Raw genomic sequence first — 24,644 nt, 5'->3', positions numbered from 1 at the left:
TTTCCGGGGTGTTTGCCACAAGGCTGCACATCTTCCCGGGTAGAACGGACATATATTTCCTGCTTTACATCTGCAAAAAATGTCCCTACTGTGCCTGTCATCCAAGGTATACCGTTAAGGTACATCGCAGACAAGAGGAGGACGATGCGAATGAACTGGTGGTCATCAAACCGGCTTCGCCTGATTCAAAACAATCTCCGCGAGATGGATGCGGACATGAATGTGGACCTGTTGATGAAGGAGCTTCAAGAATTCCAAGCCAATGTGCTAATGATGAATGCAGGAGGAATTTTTGCCTTTTATCCATCTGCATTGGAGCATCAATATGTCACGCCTTATCTTCATACCGATTTGCTGCAAGAGGCGATCTTGAAGAGCCATAAGCTTGGAATGAAGTTTATTGCCCGCTTCGATTTCAGCAAAGCGCACGAATCGCTGTTTGAGGCACATCCGGAATGGTTTTATCGTGACCGTAACGGACAGGAAGTGAATTACTACGGGATTGTGCATACGTGCCTGAACGGGGAGTATCAGCAGGAGAAGTCCATCGAGTCGATTACAGAAGTGCTAGAGAAGTATCCGGTTGATGGCATTTTCTTCAATATGTTCGGTTACCAGCACTGGGATTACAGCGGGAACCACTATGGACCTTGTTATTGTGAGAATTGCAGGCGTCGTTTCCAGAAGGTCTGCGGAGCTGAATTGCTGGACTATACCGGTCCGGAGCATGAATTGCATACAGCGTATCTTCATTTTCAGGAGTTAACCTCTCGAGAGATCTTGAGCAAAATCCATCACAGGGTGAAGTCCCGCTGGCCGGATATAGCCATAAGCACCTACCACCCGCACAAGGTGGATATTATTCGCAAGGAGTCGAACACTTCGCTAATCCGCAGTTTGCCTTTATGGCTGTATTCCGCTTCAGAGAATGTAGCCTCTGTGGTGAGCAGCTGGGACGATAAAATCGTCAGCAATTGCAGCATCAATGCGATAGATCTGACCTATCGATTCACGGGTGTCTCACCCTATGAGACAGAAGTAAGGTTATATCAAAATATCGCCAGTGGATCCGGGCTCGACTTCTGCATTATTGGTGCGTTCGAGGGATACCCCGATCGAAAGAACTTTGCGGCAGCCCAGGAGATTTTCCGATATCATGCAGCACACGAACATATCTATGGAAGTCTCGCTTCAATGGCTGAAGTGATCTTGATTAAACCGAGGGCTGCTGAAGCGGGGACCGAATATTTGGGACTGTTCAAAATGTTAAAAGAGTCTCATGTGCTGTTCGATGTCATCGTTGAAGATCAGATAACAGCCATGAGGCATAAGCTGGCTGCGGTGAAGGCGGTCATCCTGCCCGGTTTGCAAAGACCCCAACCAGACACCAAAGAAACGCTGGGCGACTTGCTCAAGCAAGGAGTTGCTCTGCTTGCTACGGGAAATGCCTTACGCGATGATGCAGAAGCGTTGTCTGGCTGGTTTGGAGCAGTTCATACAGGAGATCTCGACATGCTTCCCGCAGCATACCTCCAAGTGTCGGATGCAGATCGCTTTCCCAGTTTGAAGGAGCGGGAATGGATCACGGTTAGCGGCGGTTTTGCACATGTGCAATTTGATCCCTCCAAAATAGAGTGCTGTATGCCTTATATTGAACCAGCATCTTTCGGTCCGCCGGAACGGGCGTATGGACACCGAGTGGGCGAAAGTTACGGACTGGGGATCTCCAACCCGGCAAATGGTGGTACAGCCGCATATTACACGTGGAATCCGGGTGTTCTGTATTACAGACACGGTTTCGAAGATCACAAACATGCCGTGACGGATATTCTGACTCGGTTGACCGGGGAGAGTCTGTTGAAGACAGAGCTGCCTGTCAGTACGGAGCTGTTTCTGAATCGGACGGACCAAGGGCATGTGCTTCTCCAGCTCCTGAACTTGTCCGGCTTCAATGGAACAACATACATGGAAGCGATACCGCTATTTGACCAAATCATTGAGCTGAACACGATGGGGACACCTGCTCGTGCCTACTCATTGTGTTCATCGGAGGCCATTCCAATAAATGTCGAGGGAAACAAAGTAACTCTAAGCATTCCCAGGCTAAAGCGCTATGAAGCAATTGTGATCGAGATGGACCCTGCCCTGAAGAAAGAGGTGACATAAACCGATGAAACCCCAGATAACGACGGTGAACCGTGCGACGGGCAAGCTGCAATCGGGCAGTCTGCTGTCACGAATGTACAAACACCGTATGATCTATTTGCTTATTTTGCCGGGGCTGCTGTATTTTCTACTGTTCAAGATCGTACCTCTCTGGGGACTGCTGCTGGCATTTCAGGATTACAATCCGTTCCTCGGGTTTACGGGAAGTGAATGGGTGGGATTCAAGCATTTTAATGAACTGTTTGCCAGCTCCAACTTCTACATCATGCTGCGCAATACACTTGCCATTAATCTGATCGCGCTGGTGTTCCATTTTCCGCTGCCGATCCTGCTTGCCTTGATGTTAAACGAAATTCGGCATGAGACGTTTAAACGAATCAATCAATCCATTGTATATCTACCTCATTTTCTGTCATGGGTCGTCGTTGCCAGTATGACGTTTTTCCTGCTCTCGACGGATGTCGGCATCGTGAACAAGCTGATTGCACAGAGCGGTAAGGACACGATTTCATTTCTATCGGAACCGAATTATTTCTGGGGGCTGCTCACCGCTCAGAGCATGTGGAAGGAAGCCGGCTGGGGAACGATTATTTTCCTCGCAGCGATGGCGGGAGTGGATCCTCAGCGGTATGAGGCTGCCGTTGTCGACGGGGCCGGACGTTTCCGGCAGATATGGCATATTACGCTTCCCGCCATCCGCCCGACCATTATCATTTTGTTGATCCTGCGCCTGGGAAGCATGGCCGATACGGGTTTTGAACAAATCCTGCTGATGATGAATCCGCTGGTTCGCTCGGTTGGAGAGGTGTTTGATACGTATTCCTACACGTATGGCATATTACAAGGCAAGATTAGCATTGGGGTTACCGTGGGGCTGTTCAAGGGGCTGGTCGGATTGTTCCTGATTGTGGCGGCCAACAAAATTGTAAGAAGACTCGGACATGAAGGGATTTATTAAACTTGGAGGGTTGTTGTTCTTTCCTGAACAGGAGGATAGGTTATGAGCTTTGTTGTGCAGAAAAAGGGGCTGACGCTCTTTGACTGGGTCAATTACAGTCTGGTTGCTTTGATCTCGCTGGCATGCATATTCCCGTTTTTGTATGTATTCAGTGTGTCGTTTACGGATCCGAAGGTGTATGTGCCGCTCAAGTTTTATTTGTTTCCGGAGAAATGGTCGCTGGAGTCCTATCGATATATTTTATCGACCAACAGTTTTATCAACGCCTTTAAAAGCACGTTGTTTATTACCATCGTAGGTACCATACTGAATATTATCGTATCCTTCACCATGGCTTACGGCTTAACGAAGCGATCGTTGCCCGGGCATAAGTGGATTATGGGATTGGTGATTTTCACATTGGTGTTCAGTGCGGGGATTATACCGAATTACTTGCTCGTTAAAGAGCTAGGTCTGCTTAATTCGTACTGGTCCATGATTCTGCCTGGACTGACGAATGCCTGGAGCCTAATTGTGATCAAAAGTTTCCTGGAATCCCTTCCTTCTGAACTGGAGGACGCGGCACAGATTGATGGATGCAGTGATCTCACAGCGTTCTTCCGGATTATTGTACCGTTATCCATGCCGGCGATCGCTACGTTTACACTATTTTTTGCAGTAGGACACTGGAATGCGTATTTCAATGCCTTAATCTATTTGTCCGATTCGAGCAAATGGACACTGCAGCTGCTTATCAAGACGCTGGTTATCGATTCCAATTCAGTTGCCGTAGCACAGGCAGGAGCAAGTGATGAAAGTGTAGTGCCGCAGGAGACCATTCGAATGGCATCGATCGTACTCGCAATGGTACCAATTCTGATCGTGTATCCATTTTTGCAGAAGCATTTTGCCAAAGGTGTCATGATTGGTTCGGTCAAAGGCTGACTACTAATGAAGTTGGGTTATTGCCTATGTATAAATGCAAACGCTTACCATATTTCTGACGAAAAGGGAGATGACAGCGAATGAACAAGATCAACAAACGATGGACGACATGGCTGTGCATGTTCTTGGCAGTAACCATGCTGGCAGCATGTACGGGAAACAGCGGTTCCGGTGAGACCACAGGCAGCACAAATAGCGGGGAGTCGGGTGGCGATCAGCCGCTGGATATCAAGATGTTTGCAGGCTTGTACAATGAAATTCCCGATATGAACAATGAATACTGGACCGAATGGGAGAAGCGTACCAACGCCAAGCTCGATATTGAATGGGTCCCTTCGGGAGATCTGGATACAAAGCTGGATTTGCTGCTCGCCTCGGGCGATCTGCCGGAAGTGGTGGCCTACCAGAATCAGATTCGCCCAACCCTGATTACCGCGATTAAAAATGGTGCTTTTTGGGACCTGACTCCTTTTCTTGGAGATCTCAGTGAATATCCGAACCTGAAGGAGAACCTCGCGCCCGATGCTCTCAAGTACCTGTCAGTGGATGGGGGGATTTACGCCGTTCCACGCTCCCGTTCCCGAGTTGATGGAGGACTGAAAATTCGGGAGGATTGGCTGAAGCAGCTGAATCTGCCCATTCCCAAGACATTCGAGGAATATAGAGAGGCCCTGAAGAAAATTGTGGACAGTGATATGGATGGCAATGGCAAAAAGGATACGGTCGGCTTGTTGTTCGTCAACAATCCACCAGCCATGTTCCAGGCCGGATTCGGGGCGTATAACCCGACCTATGATAACGATGGCGGGCTCATGAGCCCCGGTTTAACACCACAATATGTGGAGATGGTCGAGTGGTTCCGCGAACTGTATGCGGATGGGCTGCTGTCCAAGGAGTATGCCGTCATGAAAGAGAGTCAGGCGGAGGAACTGTTCAAGACCAACCGGGCCGCATCCTACGGACGTCCGATCTGGTGGGATCATGAATGGGAGCAGGCCATGAAACAATCCGGGCAGCCGGATGCCAAAATTCTGAACTTGTCACTGACGGGTCCCCATGGGGATGCAGCGGTCGGACTGGAGACCGGAGTTGCGGGCGGTTTCTATATTTCGAAGAAGGTGCCAGAGGAAAAGGTGAAGCAGCTTCTGAAGTATTTTGACATGACCGCTTCTCAGGAGATGACGGACTTTGCCTACTATGGAATTGAAGGCACGCACTATACGGAGAAGGATGGACAGAAAGTGCTGACCGAGCAGGGTGTCAAAGAAGTCAACACAACCAGCAAAGGGGCGGGAGTGCTCGCGTATGCCAAATGGGGCAAGGTCATTAGTGCTTCCGGCGACAAAGCTTATAATGATGCCAAAATCAAGGAAGTGGAGAACTTCGACGAGATTGGAAAGATCGACTTTTATCGGGTGATTACCTCAGAAGCCTGGAGAGAGACGTGGCCCAAATACGGAGACGAGTACAGTTCCATGATGACGAGAACGATTGTAGGACAGATCAGTGTAGAAGAATTCAAGGCCTACGTGGACAAATTGAACAGCCAGCCAGACATTAAGCAGGCATATCAGGAAATGGCCAAAGCCTATGAGCAATTTAATCAACAATAAACAAGTAGAGGAGAAGCGATGAAAACTCCAAACCCCAATGATAAGGAACAGCGTCCCTGGTGGCAGCAGCCACTGCGTATCATTCAACCGAACATGCAGGTAAAGGACACCGGGAAGATTGATCCCGAACGTCTTGCGGATCAAATGCTGGAGATGGGTGCCAATGCGATGGTGTTTAATGTGGGCGGAATCTACGCCTGGTACCGATCCGATGTGGCATTTCATGTGCACAATGAATACTTGCCCCGCGGCAGCGATCTGCTGCGGGACATGATCCGGAGCTGTCATCAGCGGGGGATTCGCTTTATTGCCCGCTTTGATTTCAGCAAGGCAGAGGATTCGGTCTATTTGCAGAAACCCCAGTGGTTTGTGCGCAGAGAAGGAGGCCAGCCGGATATTATAGGCGCTACCCGTCCAGGGGCTTGGCCTCTTCTGATGTCGACCTGCACTAATAGTGGTTACCGTAACGAAGAACTGGCTGTTCCTGTAATCCGTGAAGCGCTGGAACGGTATGAAATTGATGGTGTCTTTTTCAACGCACCTGGATATGTATTTTGCCAATGCTCCAAGTGTCAAAAGAAATATAAGGACATATATGGCACAGCGCTGCCGGAAACTTCTGCAGAGATGGCATCTGATTTTGCAGCCCGCTGTTTCGATGATAATCTAGGCCGGATGTATGAGGTAATCAAGGCGGTTCGGCCCGAAGTGCCGATGATTCTGTACTATAATCTGCATCGGGATAATCTGGAGAAACGAGTCTCTATCACCGACATGCTTTGTACTGAACCGCAGGACGTCTTGTCGCTTGGTCACACTCGCATCCCGGAGTTTTGGCAGCCAGCACTCAGTATTAAGGTGGGGCGGTCCATTCCAGGCCGTCCTGATCCGTTCGGGATCGTGCACTCTTGTCCTGGCATGGATTGGCGTCACACCGGGCTCCCGCCTGCCGAATACCGGTTCTGGCTCTCGCAGATCCCTGCCAATGGCGGCCAGCTCTGGCATTCATTAACCGGAATCCCGGATACGATTACCGATAAGCGCATTTTGCGTACCGTGACGGAAGTCAACAGGGATGCGGCGAAGCTGGCTGCTTATATGGATGGGGCGAAGCCAGTGAATCAGGTGGCGATCATGTGGAGTGCCAATCGTTCAGCAGAAGGCTTGGCTGAGGCACTAATCCATAAACATATTCCATTTGATGTGATTTTGCCAGAACAGATGGCCAGCATGAACCTGCATCGTTATCCGGTTGTCCTTTTGCCTGAAGGATTTGCGTATTCGTCCGATTTTGACGAGTTGCTCCACGATTATGTGAGTCAGGGAGGCCGCATTATTGCAGAGGGCGAACTGCCGAAGGATGAGAACCAGAATGAATATGTGTTGACGAACCTGTTTGGTATTTCCGGGGAAATGCAGGAGAGCGAGTATTTGGTTGCTTCATATCTGCGGTTTGAACAAAGGCATCTTACGGGCAATGAAGTGAACCCGCTGCAGCAGAAGCTGCAGGAGACCGAATTAATACCGCATCGCGGCAGGGTCATCTATTGTCAGCCTATCGATGCAGATGTGCAGGTCCTGGCTACGCTGGTCCCCCCATTTTCCCCATTGGAAAGTGTCGGAGCTCCTCCAGAACGGGCATCACTGGCCGTAAAACAGACAGAGCTGCCACTTGCGCTGCTGAGAACGTATGGAGCAGGGAAGACATTATATTTCCCTTTTTCGCTCAGCAGCCTGATACAGGAATTTAAATTGGAGGACCACTTCAGATTGTTTGCCAATGCTGTAGATTTGCAGCTGAACGACAGAGCTCTGGTATCGATCACTGAAGCACCCGGATTACAGCTGACGGTTTTCCGCAAGGATCACAATCTGCTCATTCATCTGGTAAACGGAGCAGGGCGCAGACCCTTGTCATCCGTACTTCCGTTACATGATATGGTTATCACGGTCCGCTCAGGGCAGGGCAGTCCCGCCGGCGAAGCTGAAGCATTGATCGCTGGAGTACATCTGAAGACAGAGATGATCGGAAGTGAACTGAAAATTAACGTGCCTACGCTGGACGTTTGGGAGTGTATCCAGGTACCTCTCTTGATATAATGAACCCGAATAGTTTATTGCGAGATGAGTGCAGGACAGCAGCAGACGGGGGTGATTCCATGAGGCGCATGATGCAGACCATCCAATCAGCGCTTGACCGCTGGTTCGCAACAAATGGTTATCTGAAAAGACTGATCTGGTTGGGGTGCATGTCGGTGGTCATTCCGGTCGTGCTTGCCGGAAGCGCTTACTATCATTTCTCCATGATGAAATTGACCGAACAATTCCAGGATAACAATATGGCCTCATTGAATTTGCTCAAAGACAGGGTGGAGAATATTCTAACCAATATGGAGCATGAATCCATGCAGCTTGCCAGTGGTCCGTTAATGCGAAATGCACTGGGGAGCACCCATTATGAGAGTGATTACTTTCTCCATCTGGATCTGCTTGATCTGTTTCAACTGCATAAAAACACCAATAACTTAATTGAAGAAATGATTTATTTTGACGCTAAAACGGATATGGTGTTGTCCCATTATTATGGATTGGTTTCGCTCGCAGATTACAAGGAGAAGCAGGATATGAAGGCTGCACTTGAAGGGAACACACCGGCAGGGTGGGCGTACCTGCCTCAATCCGGAGAAGCAGGCTACATCTCCTATGTCAGGAAACTGCCCGTCATGGGCCAGGGGGAGCCGCGAGGAGTAGTTATCTTGCAGATGAAAGAACAGGAGCTCCGGAGTTTGCTCCGCAGCTATTCTGTCAGTCTGGAGGATCAGTCTCTGGCCATTCTTAATGCAGACCAGCAAATTATTTTGCACACAGACGGGCCTGGCGAGATCGGCAAAATGGCATCGGAGGATGCGGTGCTGCAGCAGGTCGCGTATGCAGAAGGCAGGGAACGATCAGGTCATGAGGTGCTGAAGGGTGAGCACGGCAATGAACTTGTTGCATACGTCGGTGCATCGATGGGGAGGACATATGTGTCCCAGCTCCCTGAGCGGGAGATGATTGCCCAATTGAACTGGATTAAGGTATTAATCCTGGTTTCGGTATCCATCTTTGTGCTGGTAGGCATGCTGCTCACCTGGTTCAGTTCACGACTGGCCTATAATCCCATCCAACAGCTGCTGCGATACGGGGAAAACTTGCGCAGGAACGGGCATGAATCTTCTCCGCAAGGAAACGAAATTGAATATATCAGGTCATCACTCAGCTATCTTAATGAACAGACGGAGACCCTGAATCGGTATATCGAAGGCATACAGCCCGACCTGCGCGATCGTTTTCTGCAGAAGTTACTGCAATTTAGCGGTTCATGGAGCGGCAGCAGGCTGGATGAAGAATGCGCCAGACATGATGTGCCAACAGAGGGGCAATTTCTGGTGCTGGTTGTCAAAGTCGAGAATCTGGTCAAGAAAAAACGATTTTTGCCCAGCGAAGGTCCGGTGATTGTATTTGCGCTGAGAAATGTCATGGATGAACTGCTCAGTCAAGAGCATGACCTGAGGGGATATGTCGTGGACAAAAATGACAGTGACTCGGTAGCCATACTGCACTTCGATCCGGAGATACCTTCTTCTGAAGCAAGACAGAGGGTATGTCGTTACGCTGAGGATATTCATCATGCCCTGGACCAGTATTTATCCTTTTCGGCTGCAGTGGGCGTGGGGCGTCCCGGTCAACTTGCTGGCGTAGCGGAGTCTTTCCGCGAAGCTCAGCTCGCCCTGCAATATCGGTTATTTGACGATGCTGAGAATGTTCTGTTCTATGAAGATATTCTGGCCACCCAGCGTAATCCAGTCTTTATGTATCCCCGGGAGATGGAAGAGGAGATCCTTGAATCCCTATGGAATGGAATGCTTCCCCATGCGGAAGATGCGCTTCACAGGTTTTCCAAAAGAGTTCGTTCCTCCGAATCTTATACTGTCATGATCCAGGGGTATCATATGCTGCTATCGGCGATCATTCAATCCATGGAAACGAAGGGTCCCGGCATGCTGGAACGGCTGGGTGGGAATCTGTTCGATCAGCTTCAGGAGAATCAGACATCGAAGGAAATGCACGACTGGTTTATCGGTGTGCTGTTTCCGTTATGCATTGAAACCAGTCAGGATCTCCGCACCAATTCTTCCCGTCTGATCGTCCAGCGGGTCTGTGAACATCTGAGCAGCAGGCCCGAAGGATTGCAGTCATTATCGGATTGTGCTGAACTGGTGAACGTCAGTCCTTCCTATCTGAGCAGGCTGTTCAAGAAGGAGATGGGGGTATCCTTTATCGAATACTTAATGAATCTGAAGGTGCAAAAAGCGAAGCAATTGCTGCAGGACACCGATTATACCATTACGGAAATTGCCGAACAGGTAGGGTATTCCGAACGCAATCTGAACAGGGCATTTCAGCGTTTCGTTCAGATGTCGCCTAATCAATATCGGATGTCGGTCCGCTAGATTTGATGCAAATGATAGACGGCGGCGTACGAAAGCTATAACATACAGATATAGCGATCCAAGACACAAAAACATAGAGATACAAGGAGGAAACCTACGATGACTAATACGACGAAGGCACCTGGAGAGACAAAAGTTGGCTTTATCGGTACAGGCGTTATGGGCAAAAGCATGGCAGGTCACATCCAGAAGGCGGGCTACCCGCTGCATGTTTATACGCGTACGGCAGCCAAAGCGGAAGCATTGGTGAATGAAGGTGCCGTATGGCATGACACACCAGGCAAACTTGCAGCGGAGTGTGATGTCATCATCACTATGGTAGGGTATCCGAAGGATGTAGAGGAGATCTATCTTGGTGAAGACGGCCTTGTGGCAAACGCCAAGCCAGGTTCAACCCTGATTGATATGACAACCTCCAGCCCCATGCTGGCTGCTCGCATCTTCGAGGCTGCAGAGGCCAAAGGACTGCACGCGTTGGATGCACCGGTATCGGGTGGAGATATTGGCGCACGGGATGGCAAGTTGTCCATTATGGTTGGCGGTACCTCGGAAGCATTCGAAGCGGTACGTCCGCTGTTTGATTGTATGGGCACCAACATTGTGCTGCAGGGCAAGGCTGGTTCAGGCCAGCATACCAAAATGTGTAATCAGATCGCCATTGCATCCGGCATGATGGGCGTATGCGAAGCACTCGCCTATGCCAAGAGTTCCGGTCTGGACGCGGAAAATGTGCTGAAGAGCATCGCTACCGGAGCAGCCGGAAGCTGGTCGCTTAGCAATCTCGGTCCGCGCATGATCAAGGGTGATTTCGAGCCTGGATTCTATGTAAAACATTTTATCAAGGACATGGGAATTGCCCTCGAATCGGCCAAAGCCATGGGCATGAAGACGCCGGGTCTGGCGCTGGCGGAATCCCTGTATCAGGAAATATCCCGAAACGGTCTGGATGAGAAGGGCACACAGGTGCTCTATACGTATTATCTTCAAGCATAAATATTTTTTGTGGCAAGCGACAGCGTGTTCTTTTTCTTAGGTGGAAAGGGAATACGCTGTTTTTTTAATTTTGGGCCTATCACATGCGTCTAAAGTCACAGCATTGGTTAAATAATCTCATATAATTTGGTTTATAAAATGGAATTAGGCCTGTCGCCCTTTAATTTCACCCCGCTTTATCCGACATAAGTAATAGAAGTTTACATAATGGATGTGCAAAGATGTTGTTCAACTGTCGCAACGGTCCCCTGTAACTCACACTATATTAGAACGGAGCTTGCCCATGTTCAAAAAAATCCTGTCTCTGTTCAAGACACAGCCAGAGCTTGCGAGTTCAATAACGGCTTCGGCCCCGGCGATGCCGGCAACCGGCCCCGCCCCTGCACGACTGGTGCGGAGCAGACGCAAATCCAAATCAAAATCCAAACACGAATCAGCCTGGAACAGCGAGCCGGAAGAACCGACCACAGCAGAACGGCTGCATCGTCTCCCGGGACAATACAAAGTCCTGAATGATCTGCTCGTTCCCAATCCCAAGTCCCGTTCGGGTTATTCCCAGATTGATCATGTTGTTATTGGCCCACGGGGGATCTTCGTCATTGAAACCCGCAACCTGACGACAGGTGAGATTCGGGGAGGCCGCAGAGAAGCCAATTGGACGGTCAGCACCAGCAGAATCAAGATGTATAATCCTCTGATGCAGCATCGGGGCCATGTTGAGGCCGTTCATTCACATCTCGGAGATTATAAGCGAATGCGCCTGATTTCGATGGTGACCTTCACCAATCGCTGCCGAATCAGCGTGGATCCTGCAGTGCGGTATGTGAATTCAGATGAACTGGTGATTTATGATCATGAATTGGTCGAAACGATTCTGCGCAAAACGGAAAAGCTTGAAGTCGAAGTTCCTGAAACGTTATACAAGGAGCAGGATGTTGAGGCTATCCATGCCCTGCTGTCGGCAGCCAATTGCACGGAAGCTCAGATTCGGGCAGAACACATAGCGAAGGCCAAAGGTATTAAATAGCTGCATTTAAACACGGTTATTCCTCAGGGATGACGGTGTTTTTTTGTACTTTTGTCGGAGTATATGCGCCCAATGGAAGCTGGAGGACACGGGTACATTGGCGTATACACCCAGAATTTAACTTATGTTAGAATGTAGACCAATGCTTACCTGTGAATATGGCATGTTATCCGAATGGGAAAAGATTATTCGCCCTGAGTTGAAGAGGTTAATGTAGTTCAGGTGCATATATAAGATAAGGGGAAGATTCTACGATGAGATGGACACAACCAATACGGATGTTTACCGCAATTTTCAGTTTGGCTGCGATTCTGACCGCATGTGGCGGTGGAACCAAGGAGGCCGCTAGCCAGGAGCCGGTCCAGGAAGCGGGCACGGAATCTGCAGCGACTAGCAGCACAGAAACATCAGCGACCGAAACGGCAGCACCAGGGGAGAGTAAAAGTAACGCTGCGGAACCAGCCTCGGCTGGCACGGAGTCTACTTTGAAAGAGCTGCAGGATGAATACGCAGACAAGCTTGGTTATATTCGCATCCCGCTGGACGATCATCCGGTTCGCCGGGTGAGTGAGGAAGGATCCAAAAATATCAACGTTGCCAATTACAGCGATACGGTGGTGGATATGACTGCGGAGGTGCCGATTCATGCCAATACACAGCGTTTGATAGATGATGCATTTCCCTTTTTTACGACTGTACAGGCACCTGACGTGTCCTATATAACCTGGGAGGAAGCCACCAATCTGGAACGTGCGATGGTCAAAACGCTATTTATCTCGCGTGAAGGTCTGCTGATCACTGAAGATGCCATGAATAACAAGGATTACAGCAGCCAATCATTTCAGGACTCCATGGATTTCTTCAGAGTAACTGCCAAATTTGAATCCATGGCACCGGTTGCGCAGCACCCATATGACATCACCTTAAGCCAGCTCTATGACAAGGCCCGAAAATCATGGGGCAAGCTGGCAGCAATGGACCCTGAGCAGGACGAGGCAGCGTTTGCCGAGATGTACCAAACGGCGAGAACAGACGCCAATAATGCCATGGGGCTGCTTAACATCTTGCTGTCCACCAATGAGGAAGAGCGCATGGAGCAGACTTATGGAAAATAGAGAAGAAGCGTGCCAATGTATAGACTTGCACGAGTATCATCACCAAAATAAAGAAAGGTCCATCTGTGATAAGCGGATGGACCTTTTCTCGTAATTCCCCCATTTCAAGGCAGATGAATGGTTTGAACATGATCGGTGTGCATAATCAAGGTATTGCCCTCTGCCTCGACCAATTCGAGCAGGTTGTTGTCTGCGGCCTTCAGCAATCCAGCCCGATATGGTTTGTCACCGAGATTCAGGATGACCAGTTCACCAACCATTTTCTGAAGCTGTTGTTCCAGTGTACGGGAAAGGGGCATGGACGCAGGCTGAATAGGGAAATGCTGCTGACTTAGGGAATAGGGTGTGCTGTTTGTCGGAGAAGGAATAATATATTTCAGATGATTGATGGAGACGTAGACCGAATGATGTAGGGGAGAGAAGAATATGAAGTAGTCGTTCATAATATTCGTAATATAACCATGAAGCGTACGTCCGCCTATCGAAATTTCACTGAATCTTCCACGGGCATTCATCAATATTTTGCGATACGATATATTGTTGTGATCCATCTCGGGATCAGGCGCAGGTACGTTGGTAGTGAAGCCAGTATCCTCCGCTTTGTTCACATGCATGGATTGAAGGTGGTGAAGAGGCACATAGGTGAATCGCTGTTGTCCGTAAACCACAATCAAGTCCTGACCCATATCAATAATCTCACCCTGAATCGGAAATTTACAGCCGGATAATTCCAGTTCAATGGATTTTCCGAGCCACATTGTTGGGGATTTCACAGTATACCTCCTCTCAATATAGTATAGAAGTCCAAATATATAGGGAAAATAGGCTGACAATTAGACTAATTGGTATCACAATAAAGGTGACTTTCATATACTGTTTCCAAGAGACTCGAACATGGTGGGTCTTTAAAATATACATCCAGATCAACGTTGCTAGGGTGCCTATAGGTGTCAGTAAGGCTCCAATATCACTTCCCAGAATGTTGGCAAGATAGGCCAGATGCAGCTGTGTATCACTTAACTGAAGATCTGTTACTGCAAATGTTCCGATCATCACAGAAGGCAGGTTATTGAACAGATTGGATAATAGAGTAAGCATTAGCCCTGATACAGCAATGAGGCTGGCGTTACCGCCTTCTACCAAAGGTTGCATCCATTGAATGATAGCAGCTGTCATTCCAGCCCGATGAAGACTATCCACAATAATATAAATGCTGAAGGCGAAAAGTAGAATATGCCAGGGCGTTTGAGTGATTACATCCTTAAGTCCAGTCCGGGTGCGATACCAACGCACAGCCAGCATAAGAACAACACCGGTGATCGCGACAATTTCCATACGAATACCCCATTGCTCAGCGAGAAAGTATCCTGCACGAATAAATACGACAATTCCGATACAGACTCGAAACAGCCACCAGTCCACCTTCTTTGCACTATCGGTTGGTTGCGTCTCCTGATCTGCCGTTTGAAGCGGGTGATACCCTGAACCTGATGTGGATTGCATGGATATAGGGAAATGATGAATAACCTTGGGAATACTTTTGCGAAAATAATAGAATAGCAGTACCGTCATCACAATAATTCCCAGCATCGATGGTACAAACATCATCTGGGTATAGGTGTTCAGGTCCAATCCTACCATTTGCAAAGCGATCAGATTGGCGAGATTACTAAGTCCAATTGGCGCGCTGGAAGCCGTAGCGATAAGCGCCCCTGAAATCAGGTAAGGTAACTGCTGATGCATTTTCAGGCGAAGTATAGAGCAGATTCGCAGGATAATTGGTGTTGTGATCAATATACTGCCGTCGTTGTTGAAGAAGACCGTCATGAGAAAACAGAGTAATAGAATCAGCCAGAACAATCGAAAGCCGGAGCCTCGTGCCTTTTCGATCATATTGATAGCAATCCAGCGAAAAAAACCGATGCTATCAAGAATAATCGACATAACGATGGTAGAGAGAATGGTTACGGCTGCGCCGGAAACAATCCCGAAGATGCCAACGATGTGAGCGAAACTGCTCACGCCAGTTAAAACGAGAAGAAGGGCGCCTAGCGAAGTAGGAATGGATTCGTTTAATCCGCCAGGCCGCCACATCAGGAAAATGACAGTGATCATAAATACCCCGAAGGTTAACCACAACTGGTAATCAGGCATTTACTGTGATTCACCTCCCAGGGGGAGAAGTCCTGGTGGAGATTGAATCGAATGTTCATGGGTTGGAGTGGGCCTTCCAGGTAAAACGATCCAGTATAAAGGCGCACCGATCAAGACAATGGCAACGAAGATCAACATGATTATTCCCCCCTTTAAACTGGTTGATAACCTAAGCTGTTACGTGATCATTCAGATCTCTTTTTACCGCCGGATTTGTTACCGCCAGACTTGTTGCCACCAGACTTGTTTCCTTTGGACTGATTGCCTTGATTGCCGCGCGAACGATTGCCTTGAGCTCCCTGGGAACGGTTACCGCGTGATTGGTTGCCCTGAGCAGCTTGATTGCCTTGGGAGCGATTCCCCCGGGATTGGTTACCCTGAGCAGCTTGATTACCTTGAGCAGCCTGATTACCTTGGGAACGATTGCCGCGAGACTGATTGCCTTGAGCAGCTTGGTTGCCTTGGCTCGTATTGTTACCATTGTTGTTGTTGTTGTTGTTAGAGTTATTGTTATTGTTATTACTGTTATTATTGTTGTTACCACCGCGTACAAGGGATACGGATTTCACATGCTGCATGGGAATACGGACAATCTCCTGATTTTTCAAAGTCATAATTAATTGGTTCTGATTGGCATCGGCCAGGATGCCTTCGACTTTTTCAGGACCTCCCCGGTTGATCTGAACACGACGGAAGCGGAGTGCTTGCATAACGCCCAAAAACGTGTTGGATGGAATAGGGTTCCCCATGGCTGCGTTTCTGTTTCCGCCGGAACGACCTGTGTCTGTTATGCTTTTGACATGAGTTTCATTGACATAGACAATACCTTCCTTGCAGTTCACCGCCATATAGTCCCAGCGTACGTCCATCAATGTGCCCTGTACGGCATCCGGGCCTCCCCGGTTAATCCTGATCTCTCTTCCCAACAAACCTCTCATGCCCTGACCGTTCATAGACATTGTGTTGTTCCCCTTCCGTGATATAAGTTCAGATGGACAAAAATGGCGGATGTTTTGTTGATCCCTTCCATTCGTCATTCGTGTCTGTCTGTAGTTTAATCATATGTAACATGCTTACTAGAGGGACTAGCCAGACAACCATTTCTATACTATTTTGGCTATAATCTATGAGAAGAAGACAATGTTCATAGATTAATGGCACGATTACTCCACATCCCGGAAGGCCTGACTTGTAGGTGTTATGAATAAAACTGTGTATCTGCCCTTACAGCCTGTTGTGCTTCTGCATAGGATGGTGTAACAGCCTACGGGCAATCTCACAGGTCTTCGAAAGGCGGATGGAAATGGCTTTACCTGTCTACCACATCACTGTGTCCGAAAACGAATATCAACAGTTAACATCGAATATATGGTCAGATACGTTTGTGAACGGAACGATGCAGATGGACGGCAAACAGCTTCCAATCCGGATTCGATACCGGGGAGGACACACACGTGGCTATGTCAAAAAATCATTTGAGATTCGAACGTCCAGCCGGACTTTCCATTTTAACGCTGAGTACGATGATCCCTCCCTGCTGCGCAACGCGCTCTCTTTCCGTTTTTTTGAATCCATTCGTGTCCCGGCTCCGTCTACACAGCACTGCATACTTTATCTGAACGGGCAGCTCAAAGGGGTCTATTTGCGAATTGAAGGTGTTAAATCGTTCTTTTTTCGGCAACGAAAGATACCCGTTCGAAGCATTTTCTATGCAGTGAACGATCATGCAGGATTTGCGATTGATCCGGACTCGGATGAAACAGCCACCGATCTACTGTCCGGATATACTCTGATACGTGGTAAGGACGAGGACCGCACGAGGCTCCGTAACTTTATCCAGCAGCTGAACACGAAGTCCAGACAGGATTTGCTTCGCTTTTTGCAGTCGAGAATCGATACGGATAACTATTTGCGCTGGCTGAGTGGAGCTGTACTTACAGGGAATTTCGATGGATTTCATCAAAACTACACCTGGTATGAGAAGATCAAGACCCGGAAGTATGCCATTTTGCCGTGGGATTATGAGGGAACCTGGGGAAGAAACTGTTACGGAGCGAGAGTGAACCCTAACCTTGTTCGAATCCAGGGATATAACAAACTTACAGGACGGTTGCTAGCCTTTCGCTTTTTTCGTCAGCAGTATAAGAGAATGATGCAGCAGCATCTGACGAACGCTTTTACTGAGAAGCGGATTATGCCGGTTGTATATCGATTGCACAGCCAGATTCGTGAAGAAGTGGAGCAAGACCCTTACATGAAGTGGCCCCTGAATGTCTTTCACGGTGAACCGGAAAAGATCCGTACCTATGTGGCAGAGCGCCGGGAGCATCTGCAGAAGGAATTACATCGATTGTAAATGTACAATAGAGGAAAGTGAGAAACTTTGACCACTGCAAACAAGGGTCAGGGTTTTTCTGTTTTTTTGCACAGGGGTGTGATATGTTTTTAGGGATAAGACGGGTACGGAATATGGGTGAGGTGCGTGTACAAGATGTGGTGGATCAACTTTTGTAAACGCTTTAAATTCAGGACGAAATTAGTCTTGTTTTTGTCAGCAGCGACGGTATTGATTTCGGGAGTTACGGGACTGATTACGTATCGCATACATATTGCTCTTTTCAATGAAGAAGTCAGTCGGCAGTATAGCCTTACAGCTGAGCAGATCCTTGCACGCCTCGATTCCCGGGTAAACGACATGTACAAAGTTACGGATTACATCACACTGAATCCTTCCGTGAAAAATGCCATCAAGGCACAGGCCGCAGGCATCTCTTCCTATGATCAGATGAAGCTGGAAGATGAATTGGATGATCAGCTGTACCAGGTACGGCTCGATGCACCTGAGATTATGGGACTCCGCATTTATGATCTGAAGGAAAACATATTCAATCTTGGCGCCTTTGCCGGCTCATTTCAACAGATGGATCCTTCCTATCTGGCAGAGATGGTTCATAGGCTGGAAGGAACGGGCGGCGAATACGTATGGAATCGCCTGGGACCGGATGCCTTCCTGCAAGAAGAGCAATCCAATTGGATTCTGGCAGGACGATTAATGCGTTCTGTTGACCTGGAGACATACGGAGTGATGTTAATCCTGTTTAACACCTCGCTGTTCGAATCGTATCTCAAAGACCTACGGCTGAATGATGAGGTTGCTGTGTATCTGTTTGATGTGAATGGGGAGCTTCTATATGCATTTCATAATCAGGATGCAGACCCGCCGCCGCTTGCACAGCTGAGCATGGGAGCAACCGAAATCAGGGACGAGCAGGGAACCACCCATTTGTATACCAAACAAACCTCGGATAAGGCTCGTTTCACGCTGGTCAGCAAGGTATCACTCGCTCAGATTCAGAACAAGGGAAAGATCATCGTAAAAGTCGCCGTGTTCTCTGCGGCAGCCAGCGTATTATGCTCTTGGTTTATCATCACCATCATCAGCGGCAGATTGCTGCGTCCGCTGGCGAGCCTGGTCAACGCAATGAAAAGAGTGCGTGATGGGCGGTTCGATACAAGGGTCCGAATTGAGACCAAGGATGAACTGGGCTTCATCGGTGAACGGTTCAATGCGATGGCATCCCGGATCGATACGCTGATTCATGAGGTATACGAGCGGGAACTCAGTGAAAAGGAAGCCGAGCTCAAGGCCATTCAAGCCCAGCTGAACCCTCATTTTCTGTATAACACACTAAGCATGTTTTTCTGGAAGTTCTATATGCAGGGCGATGAGAAATCGGCTCGCCTGGTGACAGCCTTGTCCGAGATGCTGCAATATACGTTGGAACCGGTGCAGCGACTAACGACACTTCAGGATGAGATGACGCAAATTGATCATTACCTGCAAATTCAGCAGGCCCGGTATCAGGAAGCATTGTCGATTGAAATTTCTGTTCCTGCTGAACTGCTTCGCTGTCAGGTGATCCGCTTGCTGCTCCAACCCATCGTGGAAAATGTTTTTGTTCATGCCTTTGCTGACAAGAGGGATAACCGCATCTTGGAGATTCGGGCTTCGCAGCAATCGGGAAATGAGGCCGAACCGGACATGCTCATCATCGAAATTTCAGATAACGGCTGCGGCATGGACACATCGGTCATTGAACGCATTATGGCGCCGGTGGTGCATGTGGATGAGGAGCGTCAGCACATTGGCATGAGAAGTGTACTTAGACGAATTGAGCTGATTCACGGCGAACCCTATGGTGTTCAGATCGACTCGGCTGTAAATCAGGGGACGCTTGTACGTCTTCATTTGCCATATCAGATCGGAGAGGGAATCGTGCCTGGGAATTCGGATGGCAGAGAGGAGAAGGTTCAGTGAATGGACGAATGCTCGTGGTAGATGATGAAGCGTTATTTCGTCAGGGATTGATTCATCTGGTTCGCAACAATCCCCTTGGCTGGGAGGTCGTTGGTGAAGCTGCAGACGGAGAAGAAGCAATACAGGCAGTGAACAGCTGTACACCTGATCTGATTATTACGGACATCAACATGCCTGTGATGGATGGCCTGGACTTGGCCGAACGCATACACGAGAGCGGACAGGACATCATGATTATCATTTTGACCGGGTATCGTGAGTTTGAATATGCACAGCGTGCCATCCGTTATGGGGCGATTGAATTTTTGCTGAAGCCGTTTTCCCTCGATGAAGCGTGTCAGGTGCTGCGCAAGGCACACGAACGGTATCGCCGGAAACAGTCCGACATCCGGATCAGGGAACAATACAGCCAGGTGGACCGTACCGAGAGACTGCGCGAGGAACTGACTTCCCTGCTGCTGGTCCAGCAATTCGGGGAGATGGTAATTCGGCTGGAGGGATTGCTAGATGAAGCCTCCCGAATGCCATTGCCGCAATGCAAGGCCGAGATTCATGTGCTCATGAAGGTCATGACGGACCTGCTTATACAGCAGCTGCAGCCGCAAGAGTCGGGTCGCATTGACCAATTTGGTCCAGATCCGCTGCTCTGGATTCATACCGTTTCTGAAGCCATTGCCTGGGCCCGCTGCAAAAGCGAAGAATGGGTGGACATGATGATGCGGCACACACAGGAACAGCAGGATCATGTAATTACACGTGTCATTCAGTATATTGAGATGAACTATTCCAGAAGCTGCACGCTCCAGGCCGTGGCTGCCCATGTTCATGTGACCCCCAACTACTTAAGCCATTTGTTCAAAAAAGAGACCGGACAGGGCTTCAGCCAGTATGTCAGCAAACGCCGGATCGAGAAGGCGAAGCTGCTGCTGCACAGCACCCGGCAGAGCATGGCGGACATAGCGGAACAGACCGGGTTCGATAACTCCAGCTACTTTACAACCGTATTCAAACAGATGACAGGATTGTCGCCCCGCGAATACCGCAAGCAGCCGAATGGAAGTAACAGCGAATAGCCAGCAGCCTTTATCTGGTTTGTAGCCAAAGTTAAAGAGAAGTCTATTTTTTATAACGTCACGTTTCCAGGGACGGCCCCACCATGTGGGGTTATTTTTGCGTAGAAATTTAAAAAAGAATCGTTAAATAACAAATGTTTACGCTTACATTTTTATCTAAAATACAACTATAGTACATCAGCAGGCAGAGAGGAGTGATGAACATGAAGGGGGAAATGGCCGCAGGAACGCCGTCTGGATTACAACCGCCGGACAGCGAAATCAAGCATCGGCTCCGGCAGCAGCGGCTGCGAAGGTTCAAGACCAATATTCCGTTAATATTGATGTTTATTCCGGTCATTCTGTTTTACCTTACCTTTCGTTATGCACCGATCGGAGGCCTGGTCATGGCCTTCAAGGATTATAACTTCTACGACGGGCTCTGGCACAGTCCCTGGGTGGGCTTTCAGCATTTCCAGACACTGTTTAGCGATCCACGGACGGTGGAGATTATCCGTAACACCTTGTTTCTCAGTTTGCTAAGCATCATCGTAGGCTTTCCTATTCCGATCATCCTGGCCATTATGCTGAATGAGGTGCGAAACATGGCCTTCAAGCGGACGGTGCAGACCGTGGTCTATATGCCGCACTTCTTCTCCTGGGTCATTATTGCGATGATGATCATGACCGTCTTCTCCTTGGAAAATGGAATCGTAAACCGTTGGGTCGAGGCCTGGACGGGAGCGCCTTATCCGTTTATGTACAACAAGGGCTCATGGATTGCCGTGTTTGTCGGCTCGGGAATCTGGAAGGACATGGGCTTCAATGCCATTATTTTTCTGGCGGCACTAACGACCATCGATCCGAGCCAGTATGAGGCTGCACAGATGGACGGGGCGAGCAAGCTGCGGCAGATCTGGCATGTAACGCTTCCGGGCATACGCTCCACCATTATTCTGCTGCTCATTCTGTCGATGGGACGGGTGATGGAGGTTGGGTTCGACCAGGTATATATGCTTCAGAATTCCAATGTCAACGAGGTGGCGGATGTCATCAGTACGTATATTTACCGCACGGGTCTTCAGGGAGCGCAGTTCAGCCTGACGACGGCGATGGGATTGTTCGAATCATTGGTCGCATTTATTCTCATATTCTGTGCGAATTATATCGCACGCCGATTTAACGAAGGTCTGTGGTAGGGAGGGAGAACAGCATGAGAAAAACCAGAGGAGAAAAAGTCTTTTATCTGATCAATTATGTATTGTTAACATTGGTTGCCGTCAGCTGTATCCTGCCCCTCCTGAATATCATTGCCTTGTCATTCAGTGATGCGAGAGCCGTCGTTTCCGGCAACGTGGGGTTATGGCCGGTTGACTTCACCTGGTTTTCCTACCACAGCCTGATTACGGGAACGCCAATTCTGAATGCGTTCTGGAACAGTGTGGAGATCACATTGATCGGTACAGGGCTGAGCATGGCGGTGACGATTATGGCGGCATATCCGCTGTCACGCAGGCATTTTTACCACCGCCGCTTTTTTACGATGGCGATGGTGTTCACGATGATTTTTAACGGCGGACTCATTCCGACTTACTTGGTCGTCCAGAATCTCGGTCTTGTGAACAGTTATGGGGCACTCTGGCTGCCAGGATTGGTGAGCACGTATAACATGCTGATCATGCGGTCCTATTTTGAAAATTTGCCTGGGGAAGTGGACGAGGCCGCACGCATCGACGGCTGTGGTGAGCTGGGGCTGTTGTTTCGAATTGTGCTGCCATTATCCAAGCCTTTGCTGGCGACGATTGCCCTCTTTTACGGTGTGGGGTACTGGAATTCATTCATGAGTGTGATGATTTATATCAATGATACGTCCAAATACAACATGACTGTACTGGTCCAAAATATGATTATGTCCAATCTGAACGTACAGGATTTTACCGATCCAACGATGATCTCCAATCTGACGCCGGAAGGCATCCGGGCAGCGGCGGTTATCGTGATGGTCATTCCCATTTTGGCGGTATATCCGTTCTTGCAGAAGTACTTTGTCAAAGGGGTCATGCTTGGTTCGATCAAAGGTTAAGAATGGCTGTGAGCTATACCGTGTGGGTTCATATTACAGGAGAGAAAGAGGGTCTTATCTATGGCGTTTACGAGGAAGGCATGGATGAAGTCGGGTCTCGTTCTGGGCTTGATCGGCGGAATATTGGCAGGATGCACAGGGGGAAGCGGCGGCAGTGAGCAGGCTGAAGGTGAAAGCGGCAGGGGGAATATTACGTCAACGATCTATGATCGGGGGGCGGTCCCGAGCGGCATGGGCACGATCGAAGACAACATGTGGTCCAAGTGGATCAATGAGAACGGTCCGGCCAATGTGAAGTATACCGCTGTTCCACGCTGGGAATCCCAATCCAAGCTTAATGTACTATTTGCTTCAGGCAGTGCGCCGGATGTCATTTTCGAATTCGGAACGCCCATCCGTAATACCCTGTTTAATCAAAAACAGCTGATGCCGCTGGATGACCTGATCGAGAACTCCAGCGTGGAATACAAAGCGCTAATGGAGAAATACCCCCAGCTGAAGAAGGCTGGCATCAAAAGCGATGGCAAGTTATATGAAGTCGGCCGCATGAACGAGGTGTTTCCGCTGACGAGCTTTTTCATCCGGGAAGATTGGCTGGAGAAGCTGAATCTGGAGGTACCGACGAGCGAGGAAGAGATGCTGGCGGTGGCCAAGGCCTTCACGGAAAATGACCCTGATGGGAACAGAGCGAATGATACATATGGCATCGGCGGGTTTCAGTTCGGGGATACGGCGGGTCTGTTCCGCTATATGTTCAACGCCAACTGGGTCAACGTGGAGGATGGGGAGATTGTGGTCGGCCCCAATCACATGAAGGAAGCGACCGCATTCAAACGTGCCTTGTATGAAGCCGGCGTGGTGGATAAAGACTTTTTGACCGACAAGGACGGCGCCAAGGCGAAGCAGGATTTCCTGAACGGCAAAATTGGCATGTATGCCGCCATGACTTCGGATTATACGGGATTTGCGGCCAAGGAATTGGATACGCTGATGCAGAATGTTCCAGAGGCCAAATTAAAAGTCATCGCTCTGCCAACGACTTCGGTAGGACAGTACACGATGGTCTGGAACAATCCGGTGCAGATGACTGCGGTCGTGAATGCACGCGCCAAAAATCCGGAAGCGGTCATGCAATATATCGATTTTCTGACCAAAACAGAGACGGGCCGAACCTTCAAAAATGGATTTGAAGGTACACACTACACCCTGAATGATCAAGGCTGCCCGCGCATCTCGGATCAGGAGAAATACAAGCAGGAGATCAGCTGGGCAGGGGACTATGCCATGATGTACAGTCGCCTGGAGGAAGGCAAATGCGGATACACTGAAATGCTGTTCAGCGAGGAGATTCCGTCCCAGAAGGAAGGGCTTCGCCTTTTCAAAGAAGCGCGGGAAGTATACATGACGGATCTTCCGGTGGGCGAGGGCGTGACTCATTCGGAACATATGCCGCAGCTGCCCAAGGAGCTCCAGGTGAAGCTCACTAATGTGACGACTGCCATCAACGATATTTTCACCCGTTCCATCATTGGCGGCAGCAAGTACACGGTTGAACAGGCTGCTGCGGAAGCACAGCAGAAGTGGGAACAAGGCGGCGGACCGGAGATTGAAACATGGTACAAGGACTGGTGGAGCAAGGAAAAGGATAATGTTCTGGTCTGGGACGATTTCTATGAAATCTATGAACAGCAGCAGACGGATTTTAAGAAATCGGAGTGAATGGATTCTCCGGATCAGTTCTTGAACAG

19 protein-coding genes are annotated in these 24,644 nt (G+C 49.0%); 15 read left to right on the top strand and 4 right to left on the bottom strand.

Annotated features, from left to right (window positions below; translation table 11 throughout):
- Positions 1-150: 150 nt before the first annotated feature.
- The 9 genes from AB3N00_RS13205 (at position 151) to AB3N00_RS13165 (ending at position 13,289) form a co-directional block, all read left to right on the top strand.
- A complete protein-coding gene (locus AB3N00_RS13205; protein ID WP_413034921.1) occupies positions 151-2,166 on the top strand; it encodes a family 10 glycosylhydrolase in 2,016 nt (671 codons plus the stop codon).
- A 4-nt stretch (positions 2,167-2,170) separates the two neighbouring features.
- Positions 2,171-3,124: an ABC transporter permease gene (locus tag AB3N00_RS13200; RefSeq protein WP_095288712.1), complete on the top strand. Its 954-nt coding sequence runs from the start codon at positions 2,171-2,173 to the stop codon at positions 3,122-3,124.
- A 42-nt stretch (positions 3,125-3,166) separates the two neighbouring features.
- Positions 3,167-4,048 (top strand): carbohydrate ABC transporter permease, encoded by an 882-nt coding sequence (locus AB3N00_RS13195; RefSeq protein WP_413034920.1) that lies wholly within the window; start codon positions 3,167-3,169, stop codon positions 4,046-4,048.
- Between the two features lie 80 nt (positions 4,049-4,128).
- The gene (locus tag AB3N00_RS13190) at positions 4,129-5,661 is read left to right on the top strand and encodes an extracellular solute-binding protein (protein WP_413034919.1); all 1,533 of its coding nucleotides are present in this window, start codon (positions 4,129-4,131) and stop codon (positions 5,659-5,661) included.
- Positions 5,662-5,679: 18 nt separating this feature from the next.
- Positions 5,680-7,761, top strand: coding sequence for a family 10 glycosylhydrolase (locus AB3N00_RS13185; RefSeq protein ID WP_413034918.1), 2,082 nt, complete (start codon positions 5,680-5,682; stop codon positions 7,759-7,761).
- Between the two features lie 59 nt (positions 7,762-7,820).
- Complete coding sequence (locus tag AB3N00_RS13180) at positions 7,821-10,154, top strand: helix-turn-helix domain-containing protein (RefSeq protein WP_413034917.1); 2,334 nt, start codon at positions 7,821-7,823, stop codon at positions 10,152-10,154.
- A gap of 99 nt (positions 10,155-10,253) precedes the next feature.
- A complete protein-coding gene (locus AB3N00_RS13175; protein ID WP_413034916.1) occupies positions 10,254-11,147 on the top strand; it encodes an NAD(P)-dependent oxidoreductase in 894 nt (297 codons plus the stop codon).
- Between the two features lie 283 nt (positions 11,148-11,430).
- On the top strand, positions 11,431-12,174 hold the full coding sequence (locus tag AB3N00_RS13170) for a nuclease-related domain-containing protein (RefSeq protein ID WP_413034915.1): 744 nt from the start codon (positions 11,431-11,433) through the stop codon (positions 12,172-12,174).
- A gap of 254 nt (positions 12,175-12,428) precedes the next feature.
- The gene (locus AB3N00_RS13165; protein WP_413034914.1) at positions 12,429-13,289 is read left to right on the top strand and encodes a hypothetical protein; all 861 of its coding nucleotides are present in this window, start codon (positions 12,429-12,431) and stop codon (positions 13,287-13,289) included.
- Between the two features lie 104 nt (positions 13,290-13,393).
- Here the strand turns inward: AB3N00_RS13165 and AB3N00_RS13160 are convergent, their stop codons facing one another.
- The 4 genes from AB3N00_RS13160 to AB3N00_RS13145 are packed head-to-tail and all read right to left on the bottom strand — an operon-like array spanning position 13,394 to position 16,402.
- The gene (locus tag AB3N00_RS13160) at positions 13,394-14,062 is read right to left on the bottom strand and encodes a DUF2642 domain-containing protein (RefSeq protein ID WP_413034913.1); all 669 of its coding nucleotides are present in this window, start codon (positions 14,060-14,062) and stop codon (positions 13,394-13,396) included.
- A 13-nt stretch (positions 14,063-14,075) separates the two neighbouring features.
- Positions 14,076-15,443, bottom strand: a complete 1,368-nt coding sequence (locus AB3N00_RS13155) for an arsenic transporter (protein WP_413034912.1) — start codon at positions 15,441-15,443, stop codon at positions 14,076-14,078.
- Positions 15,444-15,581, bottom strand: a complete 138-nt coding sequence (locus AB3N00_RS13150) for a hypothetical protein (protein ID WP_413034911.1) — start codon at positions 15,579-15,581, stop codon at positions 15,444-15,446.
- Between the two features lie 47 nt (positions 15,582-15,628).
- Positions 15,629-16,402: a hypothetical protein gene (locus AB3N00_RS13145; RefSeq protein ID WP_413034910.1), complete on the bottom strand. Its 774-nt coding sequence runs from the start codon at positions 16,400-16,402 to the stop codon at positions 15,629-15,631.
- Between the two features lie 371 nt (positions 16,403-16,773).
- Here AB3N00_RS13145 and AB3N00_RS13140 point away from each other — a divergent pair, with 371 nt between their 5' ends.
- From AB3N00_RS13140 to AB3N00_RS13115, 6 genes are all read left to right on the top strand, one after another.
- Positions 16,774-17,799 (top strand): CotH kinase family protein, encoded by a 1,026-nt coding sequence (locus AB3N00_RS13140; RefSeq protein WP_413034909.1) that lies wholly within the window; start codon positions 16,774-16,776, stop codon positions 17,797-17,799.
- A 186-nt stretch (positions 17,800-17,985) separates the two neighbouring features.
- Complete coding sequence (locus AB3N00_RS13135; protein WP_413034908.1) at positions 17,986-19,761, top strand: cache domain-containing sensor histidine kinase; 1,776 nt, start codon at positions 17,986-17,988, stop codon at positions 19,759-19,761.
- Positions 19,758-20,834: a response regulator gene (locus AB3N00_RS13130; protein WP_413034907.1), complete on the top strand. Its 1,077-nt coding sequence runs from the start codon at positions 19,758-19,760 to the stop codon at positions 20,832-20,834. The genes AB3N00_RS13135 and AB3N00_RS13130 overlap by 4 nt, the downstream gene beginning before the upstream one ends.
- Positions 20,835-21,037: 203 nt before the next feature.
- Entirely contained in the window at positions 21,038-22,012 is a 975-nt protein-coding gene (locus tag AB3N00_RS13125) for an ABC transporter permease (RefSeq protein ID WP_413034906.1), read from the top strand.
- A gap of 14 nt (positions 22,013-22,026) precedes the next feature.
- The gene (locus AB3N00_RS13120) at positions 22,027-22,896 is read left to right on the top strand and encodes a carbohydrate ABC transporter permease (RefSeq protein ID WP_413034905.1); all 870 of its coding nucleotides are present in this window, start codon (positions 22,027-22,029) and stop codon (positions 22,894-22,896) included.
- A gap of 60 nt (positions 22,897-22,956) precedes the next feature.
- On the top strand, positions 22,957-24,615 hold the full coding sequence (locus tag AB3N00_RS13115) for an extracellular solute-binding protein (RefSeq protein WP_413034904.1): 1,659 nt from the start codon (positions 22,957-22,959) through the stop codon (positions 24,613-24,615).
- Positions 24,616-24,644: the final 29 nt, after the last annotated feature.

It is taken from the genome of Paenibacillus xylanilyticus (assembly GCF_047246825.1).
In the GTDB taxonomy this organism is placed as follows: domain Bacteria; phylum Bacillota; class Bacilli; order Paenibacillales; family Paenibacillaceae; genus Paenibacillus; species Paenibacillus xylanilyticus_B.
The sequence above is the reverse complement of the archived record's forward strand: the minus strand, read 5'-3'. Positions and strand labels throughout refer to the sequence as shown.